This window comes from Hydrogenophaga sp. ZJX-1, from assembly GCF_048590325.1.
Lineage (GTDB): Bacteria > Pseudomonadota > Gammaproteobacteria > Burkholderiales > Burkholderiaceae_C > Hydrogenophaga.
In genome coordinates, this window is sequence record NZ_JBMBRA010000004.1 from 54,071 (window position 1) to 73,791 (window position 19,721).

Here is a 19,721-nt window from a genome sequence, read left to right on the forward strand (position 1 = left end):
GGGCGCAGCAGCCGCCTTGATGAGCCTGCCGGCACATGCTGGCAAAACCGTGGACGCTATCAAGGCCCGTGGTCAGCTGGTTTGCGGTGTCAACGTCGGCCTGGCGGGCTTCGCCGCCGCCGACAGCAACGGCAACTGGACGGGCCTCGACGTGGACTACTGCAAGGCCGTGGCCGCCGCCTTGCTGGGCGACCCCGCCAAGGTCAAGTGGGTGCCGCTGACGGCACAGCAACGCTTCACTGCCGTGCAGTCCGGCGAAGTGGACATCCTCGCGCGCAACACCACCAACACCCTCTCGCGCGATGCCTCGCTGGGTCTGCACTTCGTGGGCGTGAACTACTACGACGGCCAGGGCTTCCTGGTCAACAAGGGCAAGATCAGCAGTGCCAAGCAGCTCAAGGGCGCCACGGTGTGCGTGCAGTCCGGCACCACGACCGAGAAGAACCTAACCGACTTTTCGCGCGCCAACAAGCTCAACATCAAGGCCGTGGTGTTCGAGAAACTTGAAGCTTCCACCGGCGCCTACTTCGCTGGCCGCTGCCAGGCCTACACCACGGATGCATCGGGCCTGGCCTCGATCCGCGCCAAGGAAGCCAAAGTGCCGGCTGACCACGTGATCCTGCCCGACCTGATCTCCAAAGAGCCGCTGGGCCCGATGATCCGCCGCGGTGACGACGAGTTCTTCGCCATCACCAAATGGGTGCTCAACGGCCTGATCGAAGCCGAGGAATACGGCATCACCCAGGCCAATGTGGACGAGATGAAGAAGAGCACCGACCCGCAGGTCGGCCGCATGCTGGGCTCCACCGAAGACCTCGGCAAGCACCTCGGCCTGGACAAGGAATGGCTGGCCCGCTCGATCAAGGCCGTGGGCAACTACGGCGAGAGCTTCGAGCGCAACGTCGGCCCCAAGACCCCGATCAACCTGCCGCGCGGCAAGAACAACCTGTGGAGCGCAGGCGGCTTCATGTACGCAGCGCCGCTGCGCTGATCCAGCATCCTCGGCACTTGGCCGTCGCAGGCACAAGTGTTCTATGAACACCGTTTCGTAGGGCACTTGTGCCATTTTTTTAGCCCCTTCCTTTTTGGGAAACGACTCCATGTCCAATCAGTCCATGATTGAAGCGCGGCCGCTACCCGCCAAAAAAAGACGCTCGATTTCGTGGAACAGCCGCGAAGGCCGCAGCGTCATCTACCAGGTGGTCGCCATCGTCTCGGTGATCACCCTCATCTGGCTGCTCGTGCGCAACACGCTGCGCAACATGCGCGAGCGCGGCATCCAGAGCGGTTACGACTTCATGGGCCAGCCCTTCGGTTTCGACGTCAGCGAAACCATGATCCCGTACGACGTGATGAGCACGTACTGGACGGCCTTCTCCATCGGCATGCTCAACACGCTCAAGGTCGCCCTGATCGGCATCGTGCTGGCCACGATCCTCGGCACGCTGATCGGTGTGGGGCGTTTTTCGCCCAACATCCTGCTGCGCAAGATCTGCTACGGCTATGTCGAGTTCTTCCGCAACGTCCCGATCTACCTGCAGCTGCTGATCTGGTACATCGTGTTCACCGAAATCCTGCCGACGTTTGAAGAAGCCTGGCAGATCGGCCACTTCTACCTGAGCAAGGGCGGCCTGTCTTTCCCCTGGCCGATCTGGCAACTGGGGCAGACGCTGGCGCTCATTGGCCTGTTGCTGGGTGTCGTGGGTTCCTGGCTGTATGCCCGCAAAGCCAGCAAACACTTTGACCTGACCGGCCAGCAAAAGCCGGTGGCGCTGGTGTCGCTGGTGTTGATCGTGGGTCTGGCGTTGCTGGGCTGGCTGGCCGGTGGCGCACCCACCGGCTGGAGCCTGCCGGTGAAAGGCACATTCCAGATCGAGGAAGGTGCAGCCTTCAGCCCCGAGTTCCTCGCGCTGCTGCTCGGTCTGGTGCTCTACACCGCCTCCTTCATCGCGGAAATCGTGCGTTCGGGCATCTCGTCCGTGTCGCTCGGGCAGCACGAAGCCGCTGCGTCGCTTGGCCTGAACAAACGCCAGTCCATGCGGCTGGTGGTGTTGCCGCAGGCGCTGCGCGTGATCATCCCGCCGCTGACCAGCCAGTACCTGAACCTCACCAAAAACTCCTCGCTCGCGGTGGCCATCGGCTACCCCGATCTGGTGTCCATCGCCAACACCACGCTGAACCAGACCGGCCGCGCCATCGAAGCCCTCTCGATCGTGATGCTGGTCTACCTCACGCTCTCCCTCATCACCTCGGCGCTGATGAACTGGTTCAACGCCAGTGCAGCCATCCAGGAGCGCTGACATGCAACAAACCTATCAACCCATCGATGCACGCCCGATGCCGGGCCTGAGCACGGGCATACTGGCCTGGCTCAAGACCAACCTGTTTTCCAGCCTGGGCAACAGCATCAAGACGCTGGTGGTGCTGGCCATTGCCTTGTGGGCGCTGTACGGCGCGATGGGCTGGACGCTGACCAACGCTGTCTTCGGCGCCAACCTCGAAGCCTGCAACAGTCTGCGTGGCATCGGCGCCTGCTGGGGCGTGGTGACCGAAAAAGGCCGGCTCATCGTGATGGGCCGCTACCCCGACACCGAGCACTGGCGCCCGGTGATCGCCACCGCGCTGATGTTGGGCGTGGTCGGCATCAGCTGCATGCCGCGTTTCTGGAACAAGGCGCTGCCCCTGATCTGGGTGGTGATGCTGGTGGTCTATTTCACCCTCATGAAAGGTGGCGTGCTCGGCCTGACGCCGGTGGACACCGACCAATGGGGTGGCCTGCCACTCACCGTGATGCTGACCGTGGTGTCGATGACGATGGCCTTCCCGCTCTCGATCTTCGTGGCGCTGGGACGGCGCTCCAACATGCCTGCCATCAAGACGCTGTGCACGCTGTATGTGGAGCTGATTCGCGGCGTGCCGCTGATCACGGTGCTGTTCATGGCCTCGTTCATGCTGCCGCTGTTCATGCCCGAGGGCGTGAGCATCGACGTGCTGATCCGCGTCGTGGTGGGCATCACGCTGTTCTCGGCCGCCTACATGGCCGAGGTGGTGCGCGGCGGCCTGCAGGCCCTGCCCAAGGGCCAGACCGAAGCCGCTGCCACGCTGGGCCTCACCTACTGGCAGACGCAACGCAAGATCGTGTTGCCTCAAGCGCTGACCATGGTGGTGCCCTCGCTCATGAACACCTTCATCGGCATGTTCAAGGACACCTCGCTGGTCACCATCGTCTCGCTCTACGAACTGACCGGCGCACTGGCCCTGGCGCTCAACGCCGACGCCGACTGGCGCCCCTTCAAGCTCGAAGCCTATTTCTTCATCACGCTGATCTATTTCGTGTTCTGTTTTGCCATGTCGCGCTACAGCCTGTGGGTTGAGAAACGCACCGCCATCAGCAAAGTCCGCTGAACACAGAACATCCCAAAATCAGAAAGCCTCTCATGAGCCAATCAGAAGCACCCATCATCCAGTTCGACAACGTCAACAAGTGGTACGCCAGCAATGGCTACCACGTGCTGCGCGACGTCAACCTCAGTTTCGCCAAGGGCGAAAAAGTCGTGATCTGCGGCCCGTCCGGTTCGGGCAAGTCCACGCTGATCCGCTGCATCAACGCGCTGGAGGAATACCAGCAAGGCAAGCTCACGGTGGACGGCACCGTGATCGGTGACGACCTCAAGGGCATCGACAAGGTGCGCCGCGAAGTCGGCATGGTGTTCCAGCAGTTCAACCTGTTCCCGCACCTCACCGTGCTGGAGAACCTGATCCTCTCGCCCACCTGGGTGGCCAAGCTGCCGCGCAACGTGGCGATCGAAAAGGCCATGGTGCAGCTGGAGCGCGTGCGCATCGCCGAACACGCCAACAAATACCCGCTGCAGCTCTCGGGTGGTCAGCAACAGCGCGTGGCGATTGCGCGCGCGCTGTGCCTCACGCCCAAGATCATGCTGTTCGACGAGCCCACCTCGGCGCTCGACCCGGAGATGATCAAGGAAGTGCTGGACGTGATGATCGGCCTGGCCGACCAGGGCATGACCATGCTGTGCGTGACGCACGAGATGGGCTTCGCCAAGGCCGTGGCCGACCGCGTGATCTTCATGGACCAGGGCCAGGTGGTTGAACAGAACACCCCCGAGGAGTTCTTCAACAACCCGCAGACCGACCGCAGCAAGGACTTTTTGTCCAAGATCCTGGGGCATTGACGCGCGCGGCCTGGCCAGAGACCTCGGATCAGGAACGGCGGGGCAGTTCTGCCTGCCCCGTCGACTATCGCTTCGTTGCGCGTTCTTCGTCGTTGCCGCTGCCCCACACCGGTCTGGTTGTAGGTGCTGTTTTCAAAGGACCAGACCGGGCCTTTGCCGACCGCGTTGCCATTCTCATCGCGCGGGGACTGGGCTCGCACCTGTTTGCCGGTGTCGTAGGCCAGCAGCAGCAGGTCGCCGCCGGCTGAGAGTCGGGCCTTGCCCCCGGCCTTGATGCCGCCGCCGACGAAGACCATGTCGCCCCCGGCTTTCATGGTGAGGTTCTGGCGCGCGGCGATGTCACCCAGGATGCTGGTGATGCCGCCGCTGGCGCGCAGGTCGACGTTGTTGCCCTGCAGCTGGCCGAGCACGTTGGTGATGCTGCCGGCGTTGATGGCGAGGTTCTCTCGTGCGGCCAGCGTGCCGCTGTTGAACAGGCCGCCCGAGAGGTTGATGGTCGTGCCTTTGGCCGAGATCAGGCCGGGTTGCAGGGTGCCGGTTTTGCGGTCCACCAGGGCTTAGAGCTGGGGCACGAGTACGCGCTGGTTGCGGCCGTCGGGCAGTTGCACGGTGCGTTCGACCAGCCAGACGATGTCGCTGGTCAAGAGGGCCATCTGCTGGTGCACCGATTCGCGAAAAAATCAGTGACGTCGATTGCGCAGGTAAAGCACAGTTGCCCCGATGATGCCCGGTAGGCAGATAGCGGTCGACCACATTTGTCGCCACCGGATCTTGCCTTCGGAATCAACATCATGTGGTCCCCAACCCATAAGATTGTCCACCCAGGGGCCGATGATGTGTCCATACCAAGCGTATGCCCAAAATGCACCGAACGCGAAGACCCAGAACACCAAATCTCCGAACTTCTCCAGACGGGCACGTTTCTCCATTCGTGCCGTCACACGTGCTTCATGGCGTTTGAAGGCATTGAACCATCGTTTGATCATGGCTTGCTCCCAGGTGTGTTGCCATTGCTCAAAGGAATGAAACTGGGAAGGTTGCCCACGGTGTTGCCTGTGGCCGCGCCGATGTACCCAGGCATCGTGGGCCAACGGCTTTGAATTGGAATGTAAGCTGTGCCAGTCATTGGAATTCTTGGAGCGTTGGTCACCCAAGGTGCCACAGCACTCCCAACGTACCTTCCCACATACGGTCCGGCAACCGATGCTCCTGCGCCCAAGCCCGCAGCAAACCACACGTTTGTGTTCTCTCCATAGTAGAAGTTGTTGAATGTCGTATTCGCTCCGACCACCGCACCACCTGTGGCCGCGGTCGTGTACACGCCACCCCTAAGTGCCAAAGGCAAACCAGCCGCCCCGGTGAGACCCGCCACCACACTCTGCACAGGACGCACGGAACCGTTTTGAACGAATTGTCCCGCAGCATCGAAGCCGGCCCCCAAGGCAAAGCCTGCGCCAGAAAGCCGCAATATTGACGCGCCTTGCCCGCCTGCTGCGAGTACCAAGGCATCCGCAGTGCTCTGGCTGACATTGTCGTTGAAGCTATTCGGGCGCGTGACGGGCCCGACCGTTGCGGTGTTCAGTCCAATGGCCCCGTTGGTGCTGTTGGCATAAACCAAGCCCCCGTAGCTGCCTGTGATCACATTGCCCATGGCAATGGCCTGTTGCGCCTGGAAATTGCAATCCGCTTGACTTGCGCTCGGCCCTGAGCATGCATCTTTCAGTGCATAGTCGCGTGCCGCTGAACGCAGCGCCAATTCATCGCGCAGGGCGCAAGCCCCTGGGTTGCTTGGACCACATTCACTGACCGCACGCTCGTACTGCTCGACCTCAGACAAAGCCACCACGCTGGTGGGCTTGTTGTGGTTGAGGTAGTTGTTCACCGCCGCGTTCTGCGCCGTGCCCATGGCGATCTGCATCGTTGAGGCGTCGCCCCCGATCAGCAGCGCTCCGCCCGCACCCGTCAACTTGGCCAGTTCGGTGACGGTGTTGCGGATCTGGGCAACCTGCTGTTTCAGGGCCTCGTTGTTCGGGTCGTTCTTGAGCTTCTCCTCCAGGCCCCCAAGGTTCTGGCTGTCGCCATACAGCCCCGCCACGATCTCCCCGATCACCGCGCCCGTGGCCCCGGGTGCACAGCCACTGCTGCTGCCGGCCGTGGCCGTGCCCATCGCGCAGCCCAGCAGCGCGTGCGCCAGCGCTTTGCTTGTCGCACCAAGCTGGGCATCACCAATCTCGTCCGCCCCCTGCGCCGCCACGGTGTTGATCAACGCGCCTTTGAGGTTGTTCTTGAGCGCTTCTTCCAGGCTGGTGCCCATCACGGCGCTCTCCAGCACCGCGCTGGTGATGCCCTGGATGGTGTTCCTGGCGAACAACTGGCCCACCGTGCTGTTGGCGTCCACACCGCTGAGCCCGACCTGGTTGATGATGCCGTTGCTCAGCCCGGCCGTGGCCATGGTCAAGAGCAGGCCCTTGGCGTTGTCTTCGCTGCCCAGCTCCTTCAAGGTCGCGCCGATGTCGCCCTTGTTGTTGATCAGGCTCACCGCTGCCGTGCTGGCCAGCGAGGTGAGGCCGGCGGTGACCGCCGAGGCGACTGCCGCACCTGTGGTGGTCAGCACCGCGCCCGCGGCCACGCCGGAGCCGGCGACACCAGCGCCTGTGGCCGCCACCGTGCTGGCGCCAGCGGAGCCGGCCGCTGCGGTGGTCGTCATGTTGGCGCTGGTGGCCGCTGCCGTCCCCGCACTGCTGGCCGCCCCATAGGTCAGGATCGAGACGACTATGATGACCACGATGGTGGCTTCCTGCGTCAGGCCCGACTTGCTGAAGTCCAGGCTCTTGTTCAGTTCCTCCACCCGCTGCCAGTCGATGTCGCTGCGCTTGCCCAACTCTTTGAGGTAACCCTGGCCCGGCTTCTGCGACAGCGTCTCGATGGCCGTGCGCACGTTCGAGCCGGCGGGCAGTTGCACGCTCACCCCACCGGCGCCCTGGTAGGCGCTCATGTTGGCGGGCAGGCCGTGGATCTCCGGCATGTGCAGGGTCTGCTCAATGCGGCCCGTGCTTTTCGTGCTCTGCCAGCGGATGGTGCTGGTGAAGACGCTGTCCTCCACGTGGCGGGTGTCCACCGCCGCCACGGCCGTGACGGTTCCACCGGCGGTGAGCGGGTTCACTTGCCCGCCCCGGATCACCGAGCCTTCGATGAGCACGTCGCCGCCAGCGTTGCGGTTGACCGCCCCTGCCCCGGCGTTGATGTCGGTGACGATGGCCGTGCGGGTGCTGTCGATGTGGGTTTCGGTGCGGTCCTTCTCGGTCTTGCCACCCTGCTCGCCCAGGGTCGCTATCGCCAGGGTGTTGTTGGTGGCGTCGGCCAGGTACACCCCAAATCCGGTGCGCTTGGTGGTCTCGATGTGGACGTTTTCTTTCACGTCGTAAGCCGCACGCTCCTGGTAGCTGCCGCCGGCGCTGGCGCTGTAGCCCTGGCTGTTGATCTGCGCGCCCACCACGCTGAGGTTGCCCCCGGCTTTCAGGCTCACGCCCCCGCCGCTGCTCCAGTTGTTGCCGCTGTTTTTGAGGTCGATGTCGCGGCTGTTGATGCGCTGGCTGATCTTGAGCAGGTCACCGGCGCTTTTGTACTTGTTGTAGAAGTCGAAGCTGTTGACGTGGCCCCTGAGCGCGGTGGTGAGCTGCATGTCCTTTCCCGCCCTGAGGCTGGTGCTGCCGCCGACGTTGGCGTTCACGCCCTGGGCCACGAGGTTCTTGCCCGCGCTGGCCTTGAGGCTGCCGCCGACCTGGATGTCCACGCCGGTCTGGTTGTAGGTGCTGTTCTCAAAGGACCATACCGGGCCTTTGCCCACCGGGTTGCCGTTTTCATCGCGCGGGGACTGGGCGCGCACCTGGCGGCCGGTGTCGTAGGCCAGCAGCAGCAGGTCGCCACCGGCCGAGAGACGGGCGTTGCCCCCGGCTTTGATGCCGCCGCCGACGAAGACCATGTCGCCCCCGGCCTTCATGTTGAGGTTCTGGCGCGCGGCGATCTGGCCCAGGATGCTGGTGATGCCGCCGCGGGCGCGCAGGTCGACGTTGTTGCCCTGCATCTGGCCGAGCACGTTGGTGATGCTGCCGGCGTTGATGGCCAGGTTCTCCCGTGCGGCCAGCGTGCCGCTGTTGAACAGGCCGCCTGAGAGGTTGATGGTCGTGCCCTTGGCGGAGATCAGGCCGGGTTGCAGGGTGCCGGTCTTGCGGTCGACCAGGGCGTAGAGCTGGGGCACGAGCACGCGCTGGTTGCGGCCGTCGGGCAGGGTCACGGTGCGTTCGACCAGCCAGACGATGTCGCTGGTCAGGAGGGCCATCTGCGCGCCGGTGAGCGCGATGCCGGGCTTGAGCTGGTAGGTCTGCGCGAAGGCCACGCCCGCTTCGAGCAGGGCGCGGTACTGCGCTTCGTCGTCGCTGAAGCTGCCGAGGAAGCGCCGCCCGGTGAGCTGGGCGACCTGTTCGCGCACGAGCTTCTGTTCGTAGAACCCGTCGCCCAGGCGCTGGGTCTGGGTGGCCGGGTCGTAATCCAGCTGGGTGAGCATGTAGTCGCTGCCCAGCCAGCGGCGCTGGTTGGTGAACTCCGGGTCGGTCTCGACCAGGTAGCCCGCCGGCGCGCCGATGCGAACCTGGAACAGCGCGTTGGACGGCAGGCCGATGGGTGGGGCGTTGACGGACGATGCTGCTGTGGCGCCGGAGCCCGTGACGTGGCCACCGCTGCCCAGGCCCGAAGGCAGGGTGCGCACGACCACACCCGGGCCGGGCCGCCCGAGCTGGTTGTTGGGGGTGCCGCTCAGGCCAGTGGCCGTGGTGGCCGTAGGCGCGCTGGCGAGGCTGGCCACGGAGACGGCCTGTGCGTCCTGCGGGCGTGCGCTGCCGTGGTTGGGGTTGGTGTGGTAGTCCAGTTCGGCGGAGATGGCTTCGTACTCGGTCTGCTGGGTGGACAGGCGTTCGCCTGCGTCGCTGAAGAATCGGCGCCAGTGCCGCGACCAGTCGTACCAACCCCGCTCCGTGTAAGAGAGCTGGGATGTGCCGTTGTCTTCGGTGACCGTGCGCGAGCGGTAGCCGTCGATGTTTTGCAGGCTGCCGCCCGTGAGCAGGAAGTTGCCACCAATGAGGATGCTGCTCTTGTCGTTGACGGTGCTGCCGGCGTTGACCGTCATGTTGCCGCCCACGCTGATGCGCGCGGGGTCGCGGCCGGAGCTGCCGCTTTCGGTGATGGTGCGGTCGTATTCGTCGATGCGCCACAGGTTGCCCCCGACATGGGGGCTGCCGTCGTCGAAGAGGTAGTGGGCCATGTACTGCTCGTCGTACTCCAGGCGCCAGTCCATCTCGCCGGTGGCTTCGCTCAGGGGTTGCAGGTACTGAGGGTGGTCCTCATCGAGCAGCAGGAATTCCTTGATGTGTTCGGTGGTGCTTCTCTCGAAGCTGGTTCCGTGTGCATCGACGTTCTGCACGCTGGCGGCGTTGATCGTGAGGTTGCCGAAGACCTCGACTTCGGCGCTGCTGTTGATGAAGGCGCCGGCGCTGCCTATAGCCCGGGCGTTGGCGTCCAGGCTGCCGCCCACGCGGGTGTCGCCCAGGCTCAGCAGCAGGGCGCCTTCGCTGTTCTTTAACGTGCCCACGCCCAGATCGAGGTCGCCCCGGCTGGCGATCACGGGGTCGGTGCCCGCGCCGCCCTGGTTGTTCAGCTGGTTGGCGGCGATCGAGATCTGGTCGCCGTAGATGCGGCCACCGCTGGAGTTGGTGGCGGTGCCGGCCTGGATGAGGGTGAAGCTGCCGTTGACCAGGCCCTGGTTGCTGAGGCTGCCGGCCTGCAGGTCGATCAGGCCGGCGCGCACGGCGCCTGTCGCCTGGTTGTGGATACTGCCGGCGGCCAGCTGCAGTTCGTTCGAGGCTTCGAGCGTGCCGGCGTTGCTGGCGCTGACGACGGTCGCGCTCAGGCTGTCGGCGGCCTGCACGAAGCCGCCCGTGCGGTTGACCAGCGCACCGGACAGCGCGATGCGCAGGTCGCCGCTGCCGTCGCTGCCGTCGCCCGCGTTGACGATGACACCGCTGTTGTCCAGGCTGCGGGCGTCGATGGCGGTGGCGCCGTTGGCGGCGATGACACCGCCAGCGCCGTTGGTGATGGCCAGGGTCTTGGCGGCCGGGTTGGCCGCGGCCTGCGGGTCTGTGATGGCCAGCGTTCCGGTGCTCGACAGCAGGCCGCCCGTGTTGTCCAGACTGCCGCTGGCGCTGACGGCCAACTGGTTCTGCGCGAGCAATGCGCCGTTGCGGTTGTCCAGGCTGTGCACGTTCAGGCTCAAGCTCTGGGCCTGGATGCCCTGACTGGCGCCCGCTGTCTGGCTGTTGTTCAGGGCGCCGCCGCGCAGGTCGAGCGCGCCACTGGCGGCGATGAGGCCTGCCTGGCTGTTGTCGACGGCGCCAGCGCCGGCGTCGACCTGAAGGGCGGTTGCGCTCTTGATGTCGCTGCCCTGGTTGATCAGCCCCTGGCTGGTGATGCTCAGGCCGGTGTTCGCCGCGATGGTGGCGCGCACGCCGCTGGCGGAGCTGCTGTCGACGGTGTCGCTGCTGGTGAGGGTGAGCGTGCCGCCAGCGAGGATCTGGCCGCCCTGGTTGTTGACCGCGCCGTTGGCGGCGATGCTGGCATTGCCGCCGCCTTGCAGTACACCGCGCTGGTTGTCGATGGCGCCGCTGGCGATGTTCAGGTGGCGCGCGGCGAGGATGGCTCCGTCGGCGTTGCCCAGCGCACCGCCATGGGTGTCGATGCTGATGTCCTGCCCGCTGATCAGGCCCTGGGTGCTGTCGAGCGACTGGGCGCTGATGCCGATGTTCGCGCGCGACTGCACACTGCCTTCGCGCAGGCTGGCTGCACCGGCGATGGTGAGGGTGGCGCCGCCGTCGACGCCGACGAGGTCGGCCCTGTCCGCGCTGAGGCTGCCGGCGCTGACGCCCAGCGCACCGTTGGCCACGAGGGTGGCTTCGGTGGCGGTCATGGCGCCCTGCACGCTCAGCTGGGCGTCGGTCTGCGCGCTGATCAGGCTGCGGCTCGCTTGCAGCGCGGCGGCGTCAAGCCGCAGCGAGCCGCCGGTGCTCAGCAGCGCGTCGTCGGCCACCACGGTCTGCGGGCCCTGGCTTTGCAGCACAAGTGCGCCGGTGCCGCTGTGGGTCAGTGTGGTGCGGTCCAGCTGCAGTGCCTGGCTGGACAGCGTGAGCGAGCCGGCGTTGACGGCCAGGGTGGCGCCGCTGGCGTCGATGCGCTGGCCCACCTGGATGCGCGCGGCCTGGTCGGCGGTGCCCACCTGCTGCAGCTGACTGCCCTGGAGGTTCCATTCGCTGGCGGTGACTTCGAGCTGGGTGGCGCCCAGGGTGGCGTTGTCGGTGCGCAGCTCACCGGCTGCGTCCAGCCGCAGCTGCTGCACGGCCTGCAGCGAACTGCCTTGCGCCAACAGGTCGCCCTGGCTGGCCTGCAGGTCCATGCGCTGTGTCAACAGGTCCTGGCCGTCCAGGTTGAGGCTGCCGGCCTGGGCCTGGATGCTCTGGCCAGCCAGCGTCAGGCCCTTGAGGTCGATGGCGCCCGCGCTGCCGCCGAGCAGGCTCAGGCTGCCTTGGCCCAGCGGCACGGCGCCAGCGGGGTCCATGCCGGCGCTGAGCACCGAGCCGGTGGTGCTGTCAATGCGGCCATCGGCCGCCCGGGTTTCGAGCCGGATGTCGCCATCGGCGCCGATGCGGCCTTCGTTGAGGATGGCCTGGCCAGCGCTGCCCTGCAGGTCGCCGCCCGCATAAATCTGGGCATCGCTGTGGTTGCGGATGCGCTGGCCACTTTCCAGCTGCATGCTGCCGTCGCCAACGATCAGGCCGTGGTTGTCGATGCGGTCGGTGGCGCTCAGCGTGGTTTGCGCGCCGCTGAGGATGTGGCCCCGGTTCTCGATGATTTGTGGGGTCTGGATGCTCACGCCCTGGTCGCCCATGAGGCTGCCGGTGTTGGTGACGGTGGTGCCGGACTGAACGGCGAGTGCGCCGTCGGCCACCACGCTGCCGCTGTTGACCACATCGGCGGCCGTGGTCAGGGTGATGTTTTTCTGGCTCTGGATGCTGCCGGTGTTGGCCATGCCTTGCGGAGCGACAAGTTGAACCGAGCCCTGCACCACGATCTCGCCCGCGTTGTCGAAACGCCCGGCCGAGCTCAGGCTCAGCTGCTGGCCGGCGTTCAGACTTCCCGCGTTGGACAGTTGGGCGCCCTGCAGGCTGAGGTTGGTGCCCGCGCTCATACCGCCCGTGTTGTCCAGCCGTCCACCGGCGACGATGGTCGCGTCGGTCCCCGCGCCGATCTGTCCGCTGTTGTCCAGGTCGGCAGCGGTCTGCAGTGTCAGCGCCCCGCCGCTGCGGAGCTGGCCGCTGTTGGTGACCGAGCCCGTGCTTTGCACGTTCAGCGCAGCACCGGCGCTCAGGCTGCCGCTGTTGTCAAAGCGCCCGCTGCTGTTCAGGCTGGCGCTGCCTTGCGAAGCAAGACTGCCCTGGTTGACGAGGTCGCCGTTGGCGGAGAGTCTCAGGCCACCGGTGCCGGCCTGCACACCGCCCGCGTTGCGCACGCCCACGCCCGCTTCGGTGGCCAGCAGCGTGATCTTGCCGGCGTACATGCCGCCGAGTTGCGAGACGTCCAGCGCGAAACTGGGCGCCGGGCCGCTGCCGGCGGTGGGCGCAGCGCCCTGGCCGTCGGCCTCGATCTGGTTGGCGCCGGTGATGACGTTCAGCTGGTTGGCGCGCACCGGCCCGTTGACGGCGACGGCGCGCGCCAGGATGCCGGTGTAGTCGGTCAGGCTGGCATCAAAGCCCTGGCTGCCTATGGTGATCGTGCCGCCACGCACGGTGTAGCCACTGACCCCCGCGTCATTGAGGTTGACTTCGCCGGTGGTGAGCGTGGCGCGGCTGGCGTTGATGAAGCCGCTGCCATTGACGTTCAGGCCGGCGGGGTTGGCGACGATGATCTCCGAACGCTGACCGGCGATCTCGATGAAGCCGTTGATGTGGCTGGGGTTCTGGCTGTTGACTTCCAGCAGGATCACGCGCGCCTCGCCGGTGGCCAGCCAGGGGTTGCCCTGGACCCAGCCGCCGATCTGCGTGGGTGTGTTGGGGCGGCTGTTGTTGACCACGGCGCCGCGGCTGTCCACGTCCATCTGCGAGAGACGGTTGCGCGAGACACCGGCGGCGCTGGGCGTGGTGATGTTGACCTGGGGCAAGCCGTTGCCAGTGCTCAGCACGGTGGGGCGCTGCGCGCCAGGGGCGGTGTTGTCGGCTCGGATCTGCGCCACCGCCTGCAGGGGTTGCAGCAGGCTCTGGGTGAGCATGGCCGACAAGGCCAGGGTGTTGACCAGGCGCACGGTGCCCGAGGCGCCGCCAACCGGTGCGCGGCTGCGCTCGCCGCGTGCGCCGCCGCCCTTGCCCTGCCCTTTGGCCGCTTCGGCCACCACCATCAGGCAACCCCGGATCTTGCTGAATACCCAACGTCCACAATGCTTGTTCATTTGCTCACTCCCTCCATCGATATCGTTGTTGGCCGGCCGTGGCCGGCGGCTGGTGCCGGCGGGTCAGAAACCGCGGTGCAGCATGAAGCCCCAGGTGCTGGACGAAGCCTTGAGTTCGGCCGGCTTGCTGATGGGTTTGCCCCAGAAAAAGTCGTACTGGAATCCACCCAGAAGACCTCTGACGCCCAGGACGGCACCGACCAGGGTGGTGCCCGGCAGGTTGGCCGCGGAGGGGCCGGAGACCCGCCCCATGTCCCAGCCCAGGTAGGGCGACTGCCCGAGCGCCCAGCTCGGTGACCAGTTCAGTTCGTTGCGCCAGACCACACCGCTTTCGGCCACCAGCGAGGCCGCGTTGTCGAAACCCCGAACGGTGTAGCGCCCGCCGATGCTGAAACGGTCCTGGGGCGTCAACCGGGTGTGGTGTTTTTGCAGGCGCACGGTGGCGCTGTAGCGCCAGGCGCTTCCCAGCGCCTTCCACGGCACCTGGGCATTCAGGCTGGCGGTCGTCAGGCGGTAGCGGCTGGTGCCCTCATCAAAGGCCTCTTCCGGGGCCGGCAGGGTGCCCAGCCCGCTGAGGCCTTGCTTGAACGTGACATCACCCGCGAGGATGGCAGGACCCCAGTACATCCGGTGCGACAGCCCCCAGACCAGCGACGCAACGGCCCGCCGCTGGACGAGCACCTCGGTATCGTCGATGAAGTTGTTCGATGTCCGGCGTTGCAGGCTGGCATGGGCGGTCGTCACATGCCGGTTGTTGCGCCAGAGCACCCGATCGACGTTGAGTTCGATGTGATCGCTCTCGCCCGAGTAACGGTAGTTGTCGAAAGCGCCCACCACGGTCTGGTGGTAGTGATTGCGGCTGAGATTGAGGCTGTAGAGCCAAAAACCCCAGGGCACCGAGTAGTGCGCGACCAGGGCCTGGCTGCCCTTGGGCGAAGGGCCTTCGCCGCCCCCAAAACCCCGGGTGAAGCTGACGTAGGCCAGGTCGCTCAGGCCCAGGAGGTTGTCGGCCGATGCGGTCGTGGTGCCCTGGAACCTGCCGGTGCTGTCGCTGCCGGCATCGTCGAGCGACACGCCCAGGCGCCAGCGCCGGTCCTGCGTCCAGTTCAGTAGCAGGTCGCTCAGACCCGCCTCCTGGCCCGGAGCGATCTGCAGATCCGCCCGGACCGTGGGAACCCGTTGCAGATTCTCCAGGGCCTGCTCCACATCGCGCAGGTTGAGCAGGTCGCCTGGACCCGCGGGCAGCGCCGCTGCCGCATGGATGTGCCCGCGCACTGAGTCAGGCACCACCACCTGTGCGAGCCGCCCCCCGATGGGGCGCAAGCTGAGCACCCCGCTGGAGATGTTCTGGTTCTCCACGATCACCCGCGTGGTGACGTAGCCCCGGGTCATGATGGCGTTTTGCAGCCGTTTCTGGACCAGATTGATACCTTGGACACCGAGACAACGGCCCAGGGGCGGGTCGTCTCCCCGTGGTCCGGCCAGCGCACGCACTGCCCAGGTGAACCCAGCGGCATCGGGGCCAACCAGCCTCAGTTCCTTGATGTCGAAGCAGGGTGACTCGCCTTCCGGCAATCGCTCGCCCTCTTCTGCTCGCAGGTCCTTCGGAGCCAGCCGGTCGGTGGGTATGACCAGCGCGCGCCGGGCGGCCTCGTTGTCTTGCTGACGGCGCAGCTCAACACTCGGATCCGGCAAGGCCTGCTGGGCAAAAGCACTGGGCGTGGCCGCCAGCAAGCCGCAGATCGAACAGTCCAGCGCCCTGCGACGCAGACCCCCCACATATTCTCTTTTCATTCTTTTGAACCACCAAAACGAAGCGCGCCAGCCTAAGGTAGTTCAATGGACCTCAATTTTTGACACCTGCCGATTTTTCGCAACCGTGACAAATTGCACGCCGCATCGTCTGCAGCGGGTTCCCTCAGACGTGGCGCCGGGGCACAGGGCCAGCGGGTTCGGGCAGCGCCGCATCGGCCCGCTGGTGCAGCGCCTCGATGATGTGGCAGTGGTCGTCCGTGCCGTCGCAGCGTTTGCGCAGCGCGAGCAGGTCTTTTTCCAGCGCGCGCAGTTCGGTCAGGCGCTGGCGCACATGGCCCAGGTGTTCGTCCAGCGCCCCGCTGGCGGTGGCGCAGTCGGCCTTGTTGTTCAGGTCGAGCCCGAGCAGGGTGCGCACCTCGTCGAGCGACATGTCCATCGCACGGCACTGGCGCACGAAACGCAGCCGGTGGATGTCCGATTCGCTGTAGAGCCGGTAATCATTGCCGGCCCGCGCCTGCGGCTGCAGCAGGCCCTCGCGTTCGTAGTAACGGATGTTGGCCGTGCTCACGCCGGATTGCCGGGCGGCCTCGCCGATGCGGTGCTGTGGCGTCGTGGACAAAGGTGCTGCCGTCATGCTTGACCTTCAAGTGGCTTCAAGGTTTCCAATCATGACACGCCACCTCGCCCACTCCCAACGAAAGCCCCTTTTCATGGCCTGCACCTCCTGCCATTCCAGCTGCTCCACCGACACCGCCAACGCCGCCCAGACCATCGACCCGCGCTGGCGCAAGGCGCTGTGGATCGCGCTCGCCGTCAACGCCACCATGTTCTTCGTCGAACTGATCGCCGGCCTGCAGGCCAACTCGGTTTCGCTGCTGGCCGACGCGGTGGACTTCGCTGGCGACGCCGCCAACTACGCGCTCTCGCTGGCGGTGCTCAGCATGGCGCTGGTCTGGCGCAGCCGTGCCGCGTTCATCAAGGGCGTGACCATGTTCGCCTATGGCGTTTTCGTGCTGGCCCGCGCGGGCTGGATGCTGCAGGCGGGCAGCATGCCCGAGCCGTTCACCATGGGCGTGGTCGGGTTCATTGCCCTGCTGGCCAATGCGGGCGTGGCCGTGCTGCTGTACGCCTTCCGTACCGGCGACGCCAACATGCGCAGCGTCTGGCTGTGCTCGCGCAACGATGCGCTGTCCAACGTGGCGGTGATGCTCGCCGCGCTCGGCGTTTTCGGCACCGGTTCGGCCTGGCCCGACCTGGCGGTGGCGGGCGTCATGGCCGCGCTGGCGATCTCGGCCGGGATCTCTGTGGTGCGCCAGGCACGCGGTGAACTGGGTGGCCGGCAGGCCCATGGTCACGCGCATTGAATCCGGGCTGTAAGGTCTGGCGCGGCCAGGCGACCCATCTCCATTCCACAGGAGAGCGCCATGTCAAACGACCGGAATCTTCACCAGACCTGTGCCCCGAAATCGCTTCGGCGCCTTCGCCCGCTCTGGCTGAGCCTGCCGCTGCTGGCCAGCGCCGGCTGGATGCCACCAGCGGCCGCGCAAACCTGCCTGGCCCGCGCGGGCAGCACCCCGCCGGCGGTGGTGGAGCTCTACACCTCCGAAGGCTGCAGTTCGTGCCCGCCGGCAGACCAATGGCTCTCGACGCTCAAGCCGGAAGACGGCGTGATGGCCCTGGCCTTTCACGTCAGCTACTGGAACCACCTCGGCTGGCTGGACCGCTTTGCCACTCCGGAGACGACCGCGCGCCAGCACCGCATCAAGGCCGCGCTCGGGGCCCCCTATGTCTACACGCCACAGGTGGTGCTCAACGGGCGGGATCACCGCGGATGGCGGGGCCAGACCGCAAAGCAACTGCCCCCGCTGCCAGCGGCGCAGGCGCCGGCCTTGCGCCTGAGCCGGACGGGCGACAAGGTCACGGCCCACATCGGCCCCAGCCCTGCCAACACGTCGCTGGCGGGTTACTGGGCCGTGCTGCAGGACGGGCTGAGCAGCAAGGTCACACGGGGCGAGAACGCGGGTGAACACCTCAGACACGACCATGTGGTGCGGCTGTACCAGCCCCTGCCCGCCTGGCCGGCCGCTCAGGCCCACACCGTGGAGATCACCCTGCCCGCCGGCACGGCCGATCTTCGTGTGGCTTTTGTGGTCACCGACAGCGGCTGGACACGCCCCCTGCAAGCACTCACCCTGCGCTGTTCGTGACGCGGCCCCTCATCCCCTTGCGACCGTCCGAGGAACTTCTGCACCGCCCGCCATATCATCTACCTGCATGCGCCATTTCCTCATCGCCCTCATGATCGCCCTGCTGCCCGTGCGCGGCTGGGTGGGCGAGGTCATGGCGTTCTCCATGCAGGCGAACCCCACCAGCCCGGCGGCCCACGCCGGCTGCCCGGACCACGCGCCACCGTCCGCAGCGTCTACCGCACAGCTGACGCCGCCTTTGTTGGAGATGGCCAGCCTGGCCACCGACGCGGGCACCGATGACGATGGCACCCAGCAGCACGGCGCCTGCGACATCTGCAACGGCCCGGCCATGGCCGCATCGGCCACCGCGCTGCTGGCCCTGACGGCCATGCATCCCCAGCATGCCTCGCGCGTCGAACGCTTCGCCAGCTCCGAGTTGCGGCAAGGCGTCAAACCCCCCATTTCCTGAAGATCCACGCCACAGGTGCGTCCGTCGCCGGCCCGCGCCGGTGCGCCAGCGGAGGTCGTTTCGGATTTTCAGGAGGCATTCATGACCGTTTTTCGGTGGCAGCCGCCACCCTTGTCCCCATCCACTGAAGGCCGGCGACCTGCGCTCGTTGCGCTGGCCACCCGCCTTGACATTCCAGCACACCGCAAAAGACCAACCACCCATGGCACACACCGCACCCACCCGCCGTCGGTGCCAGCAATGGCTGGCCTTGGCCCCCTGGCCGCCTGGCTGGTCCACCGCCCGGCCAGCGCCCACGGTGAGAAGCACGAGAGTGGCGCTGCGGCGCCCCCGGTCGTGAAGGAGCAGAAGCCCTGGGGCATCGCCGCTGGAACCAAGGAGGCGAAACGCTTCGCCTGCGCGCGGTCAACCGCGGCAAAGTGCTGCACGCGATCGTGATCGGCACGCCCGAAGAACTTCAGGCACGCACCGAGATGATGAAAAAATACCCCGACATGGAGCACGACGAGCCCTACATGGCCCACGCGCCGGCCGGTCAACGCAGCGACATCACCTGGACCTTCAACCGCGCGCGCGACTTCGAATTCGCCTGCCCGCGGCCCGGCCATATCGACGTGGGCATGCGCGGCACCATCCGCGTCACGCCCCTGGCCTGATCCCTCACTCTTTTTATCTGGAGCACACCATGCAACGACGTTCCCTTCTCATCACCGCCCCTGCCCTGTTGGCCGCGGCCACCCTGCCCGCCTGGGCCGCCACACCATCGGCCAAGGCACTGCCCGTGCTGCAGGTCTGGAAAGACCCGAGCTGCGGCTGCTGCAAGGACTGGATCAGCTACCTGCAGCGCGACGGCTTCCAGGTGCAGGTCTTCGAGACCGGCAACACCGCGGTGCGTCAGCGCCTGGGCCTGCCGCAGAAATACGCCTCGTGCCACACGGCACTGATCGGCGGCTACGTGGTCGAGGGCCATGTCAACGCGCGCGAGATCCGCCGCCTGCTGGCCGAGAAGCCCAAGGCCATCGGCCTGTCGGTGCCGGGCATGCCGATTGGCAGCCCGGGCATGGACGGCCCCGAATACGGTGGCCGCAAAGACCCGCACGACGTGGTGCTGGTGCTGCCCGACGGCAGCGGCCGCGTCTACCAGTCCTACTTCCGCAGCTGATCACCCCTCAGGAGAGATTCCATGTCCCAACCTTCCAACCACTCCCTGCAACGCCTCGCCGCCCGTCTGGCCGCCCTCGTCCTGATCGGGAGCGCGACCATCGTCCACAGCCAGACGACCACGCCGGCTCCGGCATCGCCAGCCGCGGCCCCAGCGGCCAGCCTGCCGCTGGTGGCGGCCGAGGTCCGCAAGGTGGACCTGAGCGCCGGCAAGATCACCCTCAAACACGGGGAGATTCCCAACCTGGAGATGCCGCCCATGACCATGGTGTTCGTGGTCGAAGACAAGGCCCTGCTGGATCAGCTCAAGCCGGGCGACCGCGTGAAGTTCACGGCCGACAAGCGCCTGGGCAGCTACATGGTGCTGACGCTGCAACGTGACGAGTGACGCGTTTGGGCGGCGTCGACAC

At 66.2% G+C, this 19,721-nt stretch carries 14 protein-coding genes and 1 pseudogene; 10 read left to right on the forward strand and 5 right to left on the reverse strand.

Annotated elements, in window-relative coordinates:
• Positions 1 to 19 precede the first annotated feature (19 nt).
• From ACN5W5_RS12260 to ACN5W5_RS12275, 4 genes are all read left to right on the forward strand, one after another.
• Complete coding sequence (locus ACN5W5_RS12260) at positions 20 to 991, forward strand: amino acid ABC transporter substrate-binding protein (protein ID WP_420048791.1); 972 nt, start codon at positions 20 to 22, stop codon at positions 989 to 991.
• A gap of 109 nt (positions 992 to 1,100) precedes the next feature.
• Positions 1,101 to 2,300: an amino acid ABC transporter permease gene (locus tag ACN5W5_RS12265; RefSeq protein WP_420048792.1), complete on the forward strand. Its 1,200-nt coding sequence runs from the start codon at positions 1,101 to 1,103 to the stop codon at positions 2,298 to 2,300.
• A 1-nt stretch (position 2,301) separates the two neighbouring features.
• Positions 2,302 to 3,405, forward strand: coding sequence for an amino acid ABC transporter permease (locus ACN5W5_RS12270; RefSeq protein ID WP_420048793.1), 1,104 nt, complete (start codon positions 2,302 to 2,304; stop codon positions 3,403 to 3,405).
• Between the two features lie 32 nt (positions 3,406 to 3,437).
• Positions 3,438 to 4,193, forward strand: a complete 756-nt coding sequence (locus ACN5W5_RS12275) for an amino acid ABC transporter ATP-binding protein (protein WP_177137826.1) — start codon at positions 3,438 to 3,440, stop codon at positions 4,191 to 4,193.
• A 236-nt stretch (positions 4,194 to 4,429) separates the two neighbouring features.
• Here ACN5W5_RS12275 and ACN5W5_RS12280 read toward each other — a convergent pair.
• From ACN5W5_RS12280 to ACN5W5_RS12300, 5 genes and pseudogenes are all read right to left on the reverse strand, one after another.
• Positions 4,430 to 4,744: pseudogene (locus ACN5W5_RS12280) on the reverse strand (hypothetical protein); the annotation flags it as partial.
• Between the two features lie 129 nt (positions 4,745 to 4,873).
• On the reverse strand, positions 4,874 to 5,179 hold the full coding sequence (locus ACN5W5_RS12285; protein ID WP_420048794.1) for a hypothetical protein: 306 nt from the start codon (positions 5,177 to 5,179) through the stop codon (positions 4,874 to 4,876).
• Positions 5,176 to 13,737: a filamentous hemagglutinin N-terminal domain-containing protein gene (locus ACN5W5_RS12290; RefSeq protein WP_420048795.1), complete on the reverse strand. Its 8,562-nt coding sequence runs from the start codon at positions 13,735 to 13,737 to the stop codon at positions 5,176 to 5,178. The genes ACN5W5_RS12285 and ACN5W5_RS12290 overlap by 4 nt, the downstream gene beginning before the upstream one ends.
• Positions 13,738 to 13,800: 63 nt before the next feature.
• Positions 13,801 to 15,531 (reverse strand): ShlB/FhaC/HecB family hemolysin secretion/activation protein, encoded by a 1,731-nt coding sequence (locus ACN5W5_RS12295; RefSeq protein WP_420048796.1) that lies wholly within the window; start codon positions 15,529 to 15,531, stop codon positions 13,801 to 13,803.
• 124 nt (positions 15,532 to 15,655) lie between these two features.
• Complete coding sequence (locus tag ACN5W5_RS12300; protein WP_420048797.1) at positions 15,656 to 16,126, reverse strand: Cd(II)/Pb(II)-responsive transcriptional regulator; 471 nt, start codon at positions 16,124 to 16,126, stop codon at positions 15,656 to 15,658.
• Positions 16,127 to 16,202: 76 nt separating this feature from the next.
• Here ACN5W5_RS12300 and ACN5W5_RS12305 point away from each other — a divergent pair, with 76 nt between their 5' ends.
• The 6 genes from ACN5W5_RS12305 to ACN5W5_RS12330 all read left to right on the forward strand — a co-directional run bounded on the left by ACN5W5_RS12305 (position 16,203) and on the right by ACN5W5_RS12330 (position 19,699).
• A complete protein-coding gene (locus ACN5W5_RS12305; RefSeq protein ID WP_420048798.1) occupies positions 16,203 to 16,856 on the forward strand; it encodes a cation transporter in 654 nt (217 codons plus the stop codon).
• A gap of 60 nt (positions 16,857 to 16,916) precedes the next feature.
• Positions 16,917 to 17,699: a DUF1223 domain-containing protein gene (locus ACN5W5_RS12310; RefSeq protein WP_420048799.1), complete on the forward strand. Its 783-nt coding sequence runs from the start codon at positions 16,917 to 16,919 to the stop codon at positions 17,697 to 17,699.
• Between the two features lie 67 nt (positions 17,700 to 17,766).
• Positions 17,767 to 18,150 carry a hypothetical protein gene (locus tag ACN5W5_RS12315; RefSeq protein WP_420048800.1) on the forward strand — a complete coding sequence of 128 codons (384 nt, stop codon included), beginning with the start codon at positions 17,767 to 17,769 and terminating at the stop codon, positions 18,148 to 18,150.
• A 419-nt stretch (positions 18,151 to 18,569) separates the two neighbouring features.
• Entirely contained in the window at positions 18,570 to 18,806 is a 237-nt protein-coding gene (locus tag ACN5W5_RS12320; RefSeq protein WP_420048801.1) for a cupredoxin domain-containing protein, read from the forward strand.
• Positions 18,807 to 18,835: 29 nt separating this feature from the next.
• Entirely contained in the window at positions 18,836 to 19,312 is a 477-nt protein-coding gene (locus ACN5W5_RS12325) for a DUF411 domain-containing protein (protein WP_420048802.1), read from the forward strand.
• 21 nt (positions 19,313 to 19,333) lie between these two features.
• Positions 19,334 to 19,699 carry a copper-binding protein gene (locus ACN5W5_RS12330; protein WP_420048803.1) on the forward strand — a complete coding sequence of 122 codons (366 nt, stop codon included), beginning with the start codon at positions 19,334 to 19,336 and terminating at the stop codon, positions 19,697 to 19,699.
• Positions 19,700 to 19,721: the final 22 nt, after the last annotated feature.

Coding starts and splice junctions, on each gene's coding strand:
- ACN5W5_RS12260 (WP_420048791.1), top strand. CDS start 20: ATGAGCCTGCCGGCACATGCTGGCAAAACCGTGGACGCTATCAAGGCC.
- ACN5W5_RS12265 (WP_420048792.1), top strand. CDS start 1,101: ATGTCCAATCAGTCCATGATTGAAGCGCGGCCGCTACCCGCCAAAAAA.
- ACN5W5_RS12270 (WP_420048793.1), top strand. CDS start 2,302: ATGCAACAAACCTATCAACCCATCGATGCACGCCCGATGCCGGGCCTG.
- ACN5W5_RS12275 (WP_177137826.1), top strand. CDS start 3,438: ATGAGCCAATCAGAAGCACCCATCATCCAGTTCGACAACGTCAACAAG.
- ACN5W5_RS12285 (WP_420048794.1), bottom strand. CDS start 5,179: ATGATCAAACGATGGTTCAATGCCTTCAAACGCCATGAAGCACGTGTG.
- ACN5W5_RS12290 (WP_420048795.1), bottom strand. CDS start 13,737: ATGAACAAGCATTGTGGACGTTGGGTATTCAGCAAGATCCGGGGTTGC.
- ACN5W5_RS12295 (WP_420048796.1), bottom strand. CDS start 15,531: ATGAAAAGAGAATATGTGGGGGGTCTGCGTCGCAGGGCGCTGGACTGT.
- ACN5W5_RS12300 (WP_420048797.1), bottom strand. CDS start 16,126: ATGACGGCAGCACCTTTGTCCACGACGCCACAGCACCGCATCGGCGAG.
- ACN5W5_RS12305 (WP_420048798.1), top strand. CDS start 16,203: ATGGCCTGCACCTCCTGCCATTCCAGCTGCTCCACCGACACCGCCAAC.
- ACN5W5_RS12310 (WP_420048799.1), top strand. CDS start 16,917: ATGTCAAACGACCGGAATCTTCACCAGACCTGTGCCCCGAAATCGCTT.
- ACN5W5_RS12315 (WP_420048800.1), top strand. CDS start 17,767: ATGCGCCATTTCCTCATCGCCCTCATGATCGCCCTGCTGCCCGTGCGC.
- ACN5W5_RS12325 (WP_420048802.1), top strand. CDS start 18,836: ATGCAACGACGTTCCCTTCTCATCACCGCCCCTGCCCTGTTGGCCGCG.
- ACN5W5_RS12330 (WP_420048803.1), top strand. CDS start 19,334: ATGTCCCAACCTTCCAACCACTCCCTGCAACGCCTCGCCGCCCGTCTG.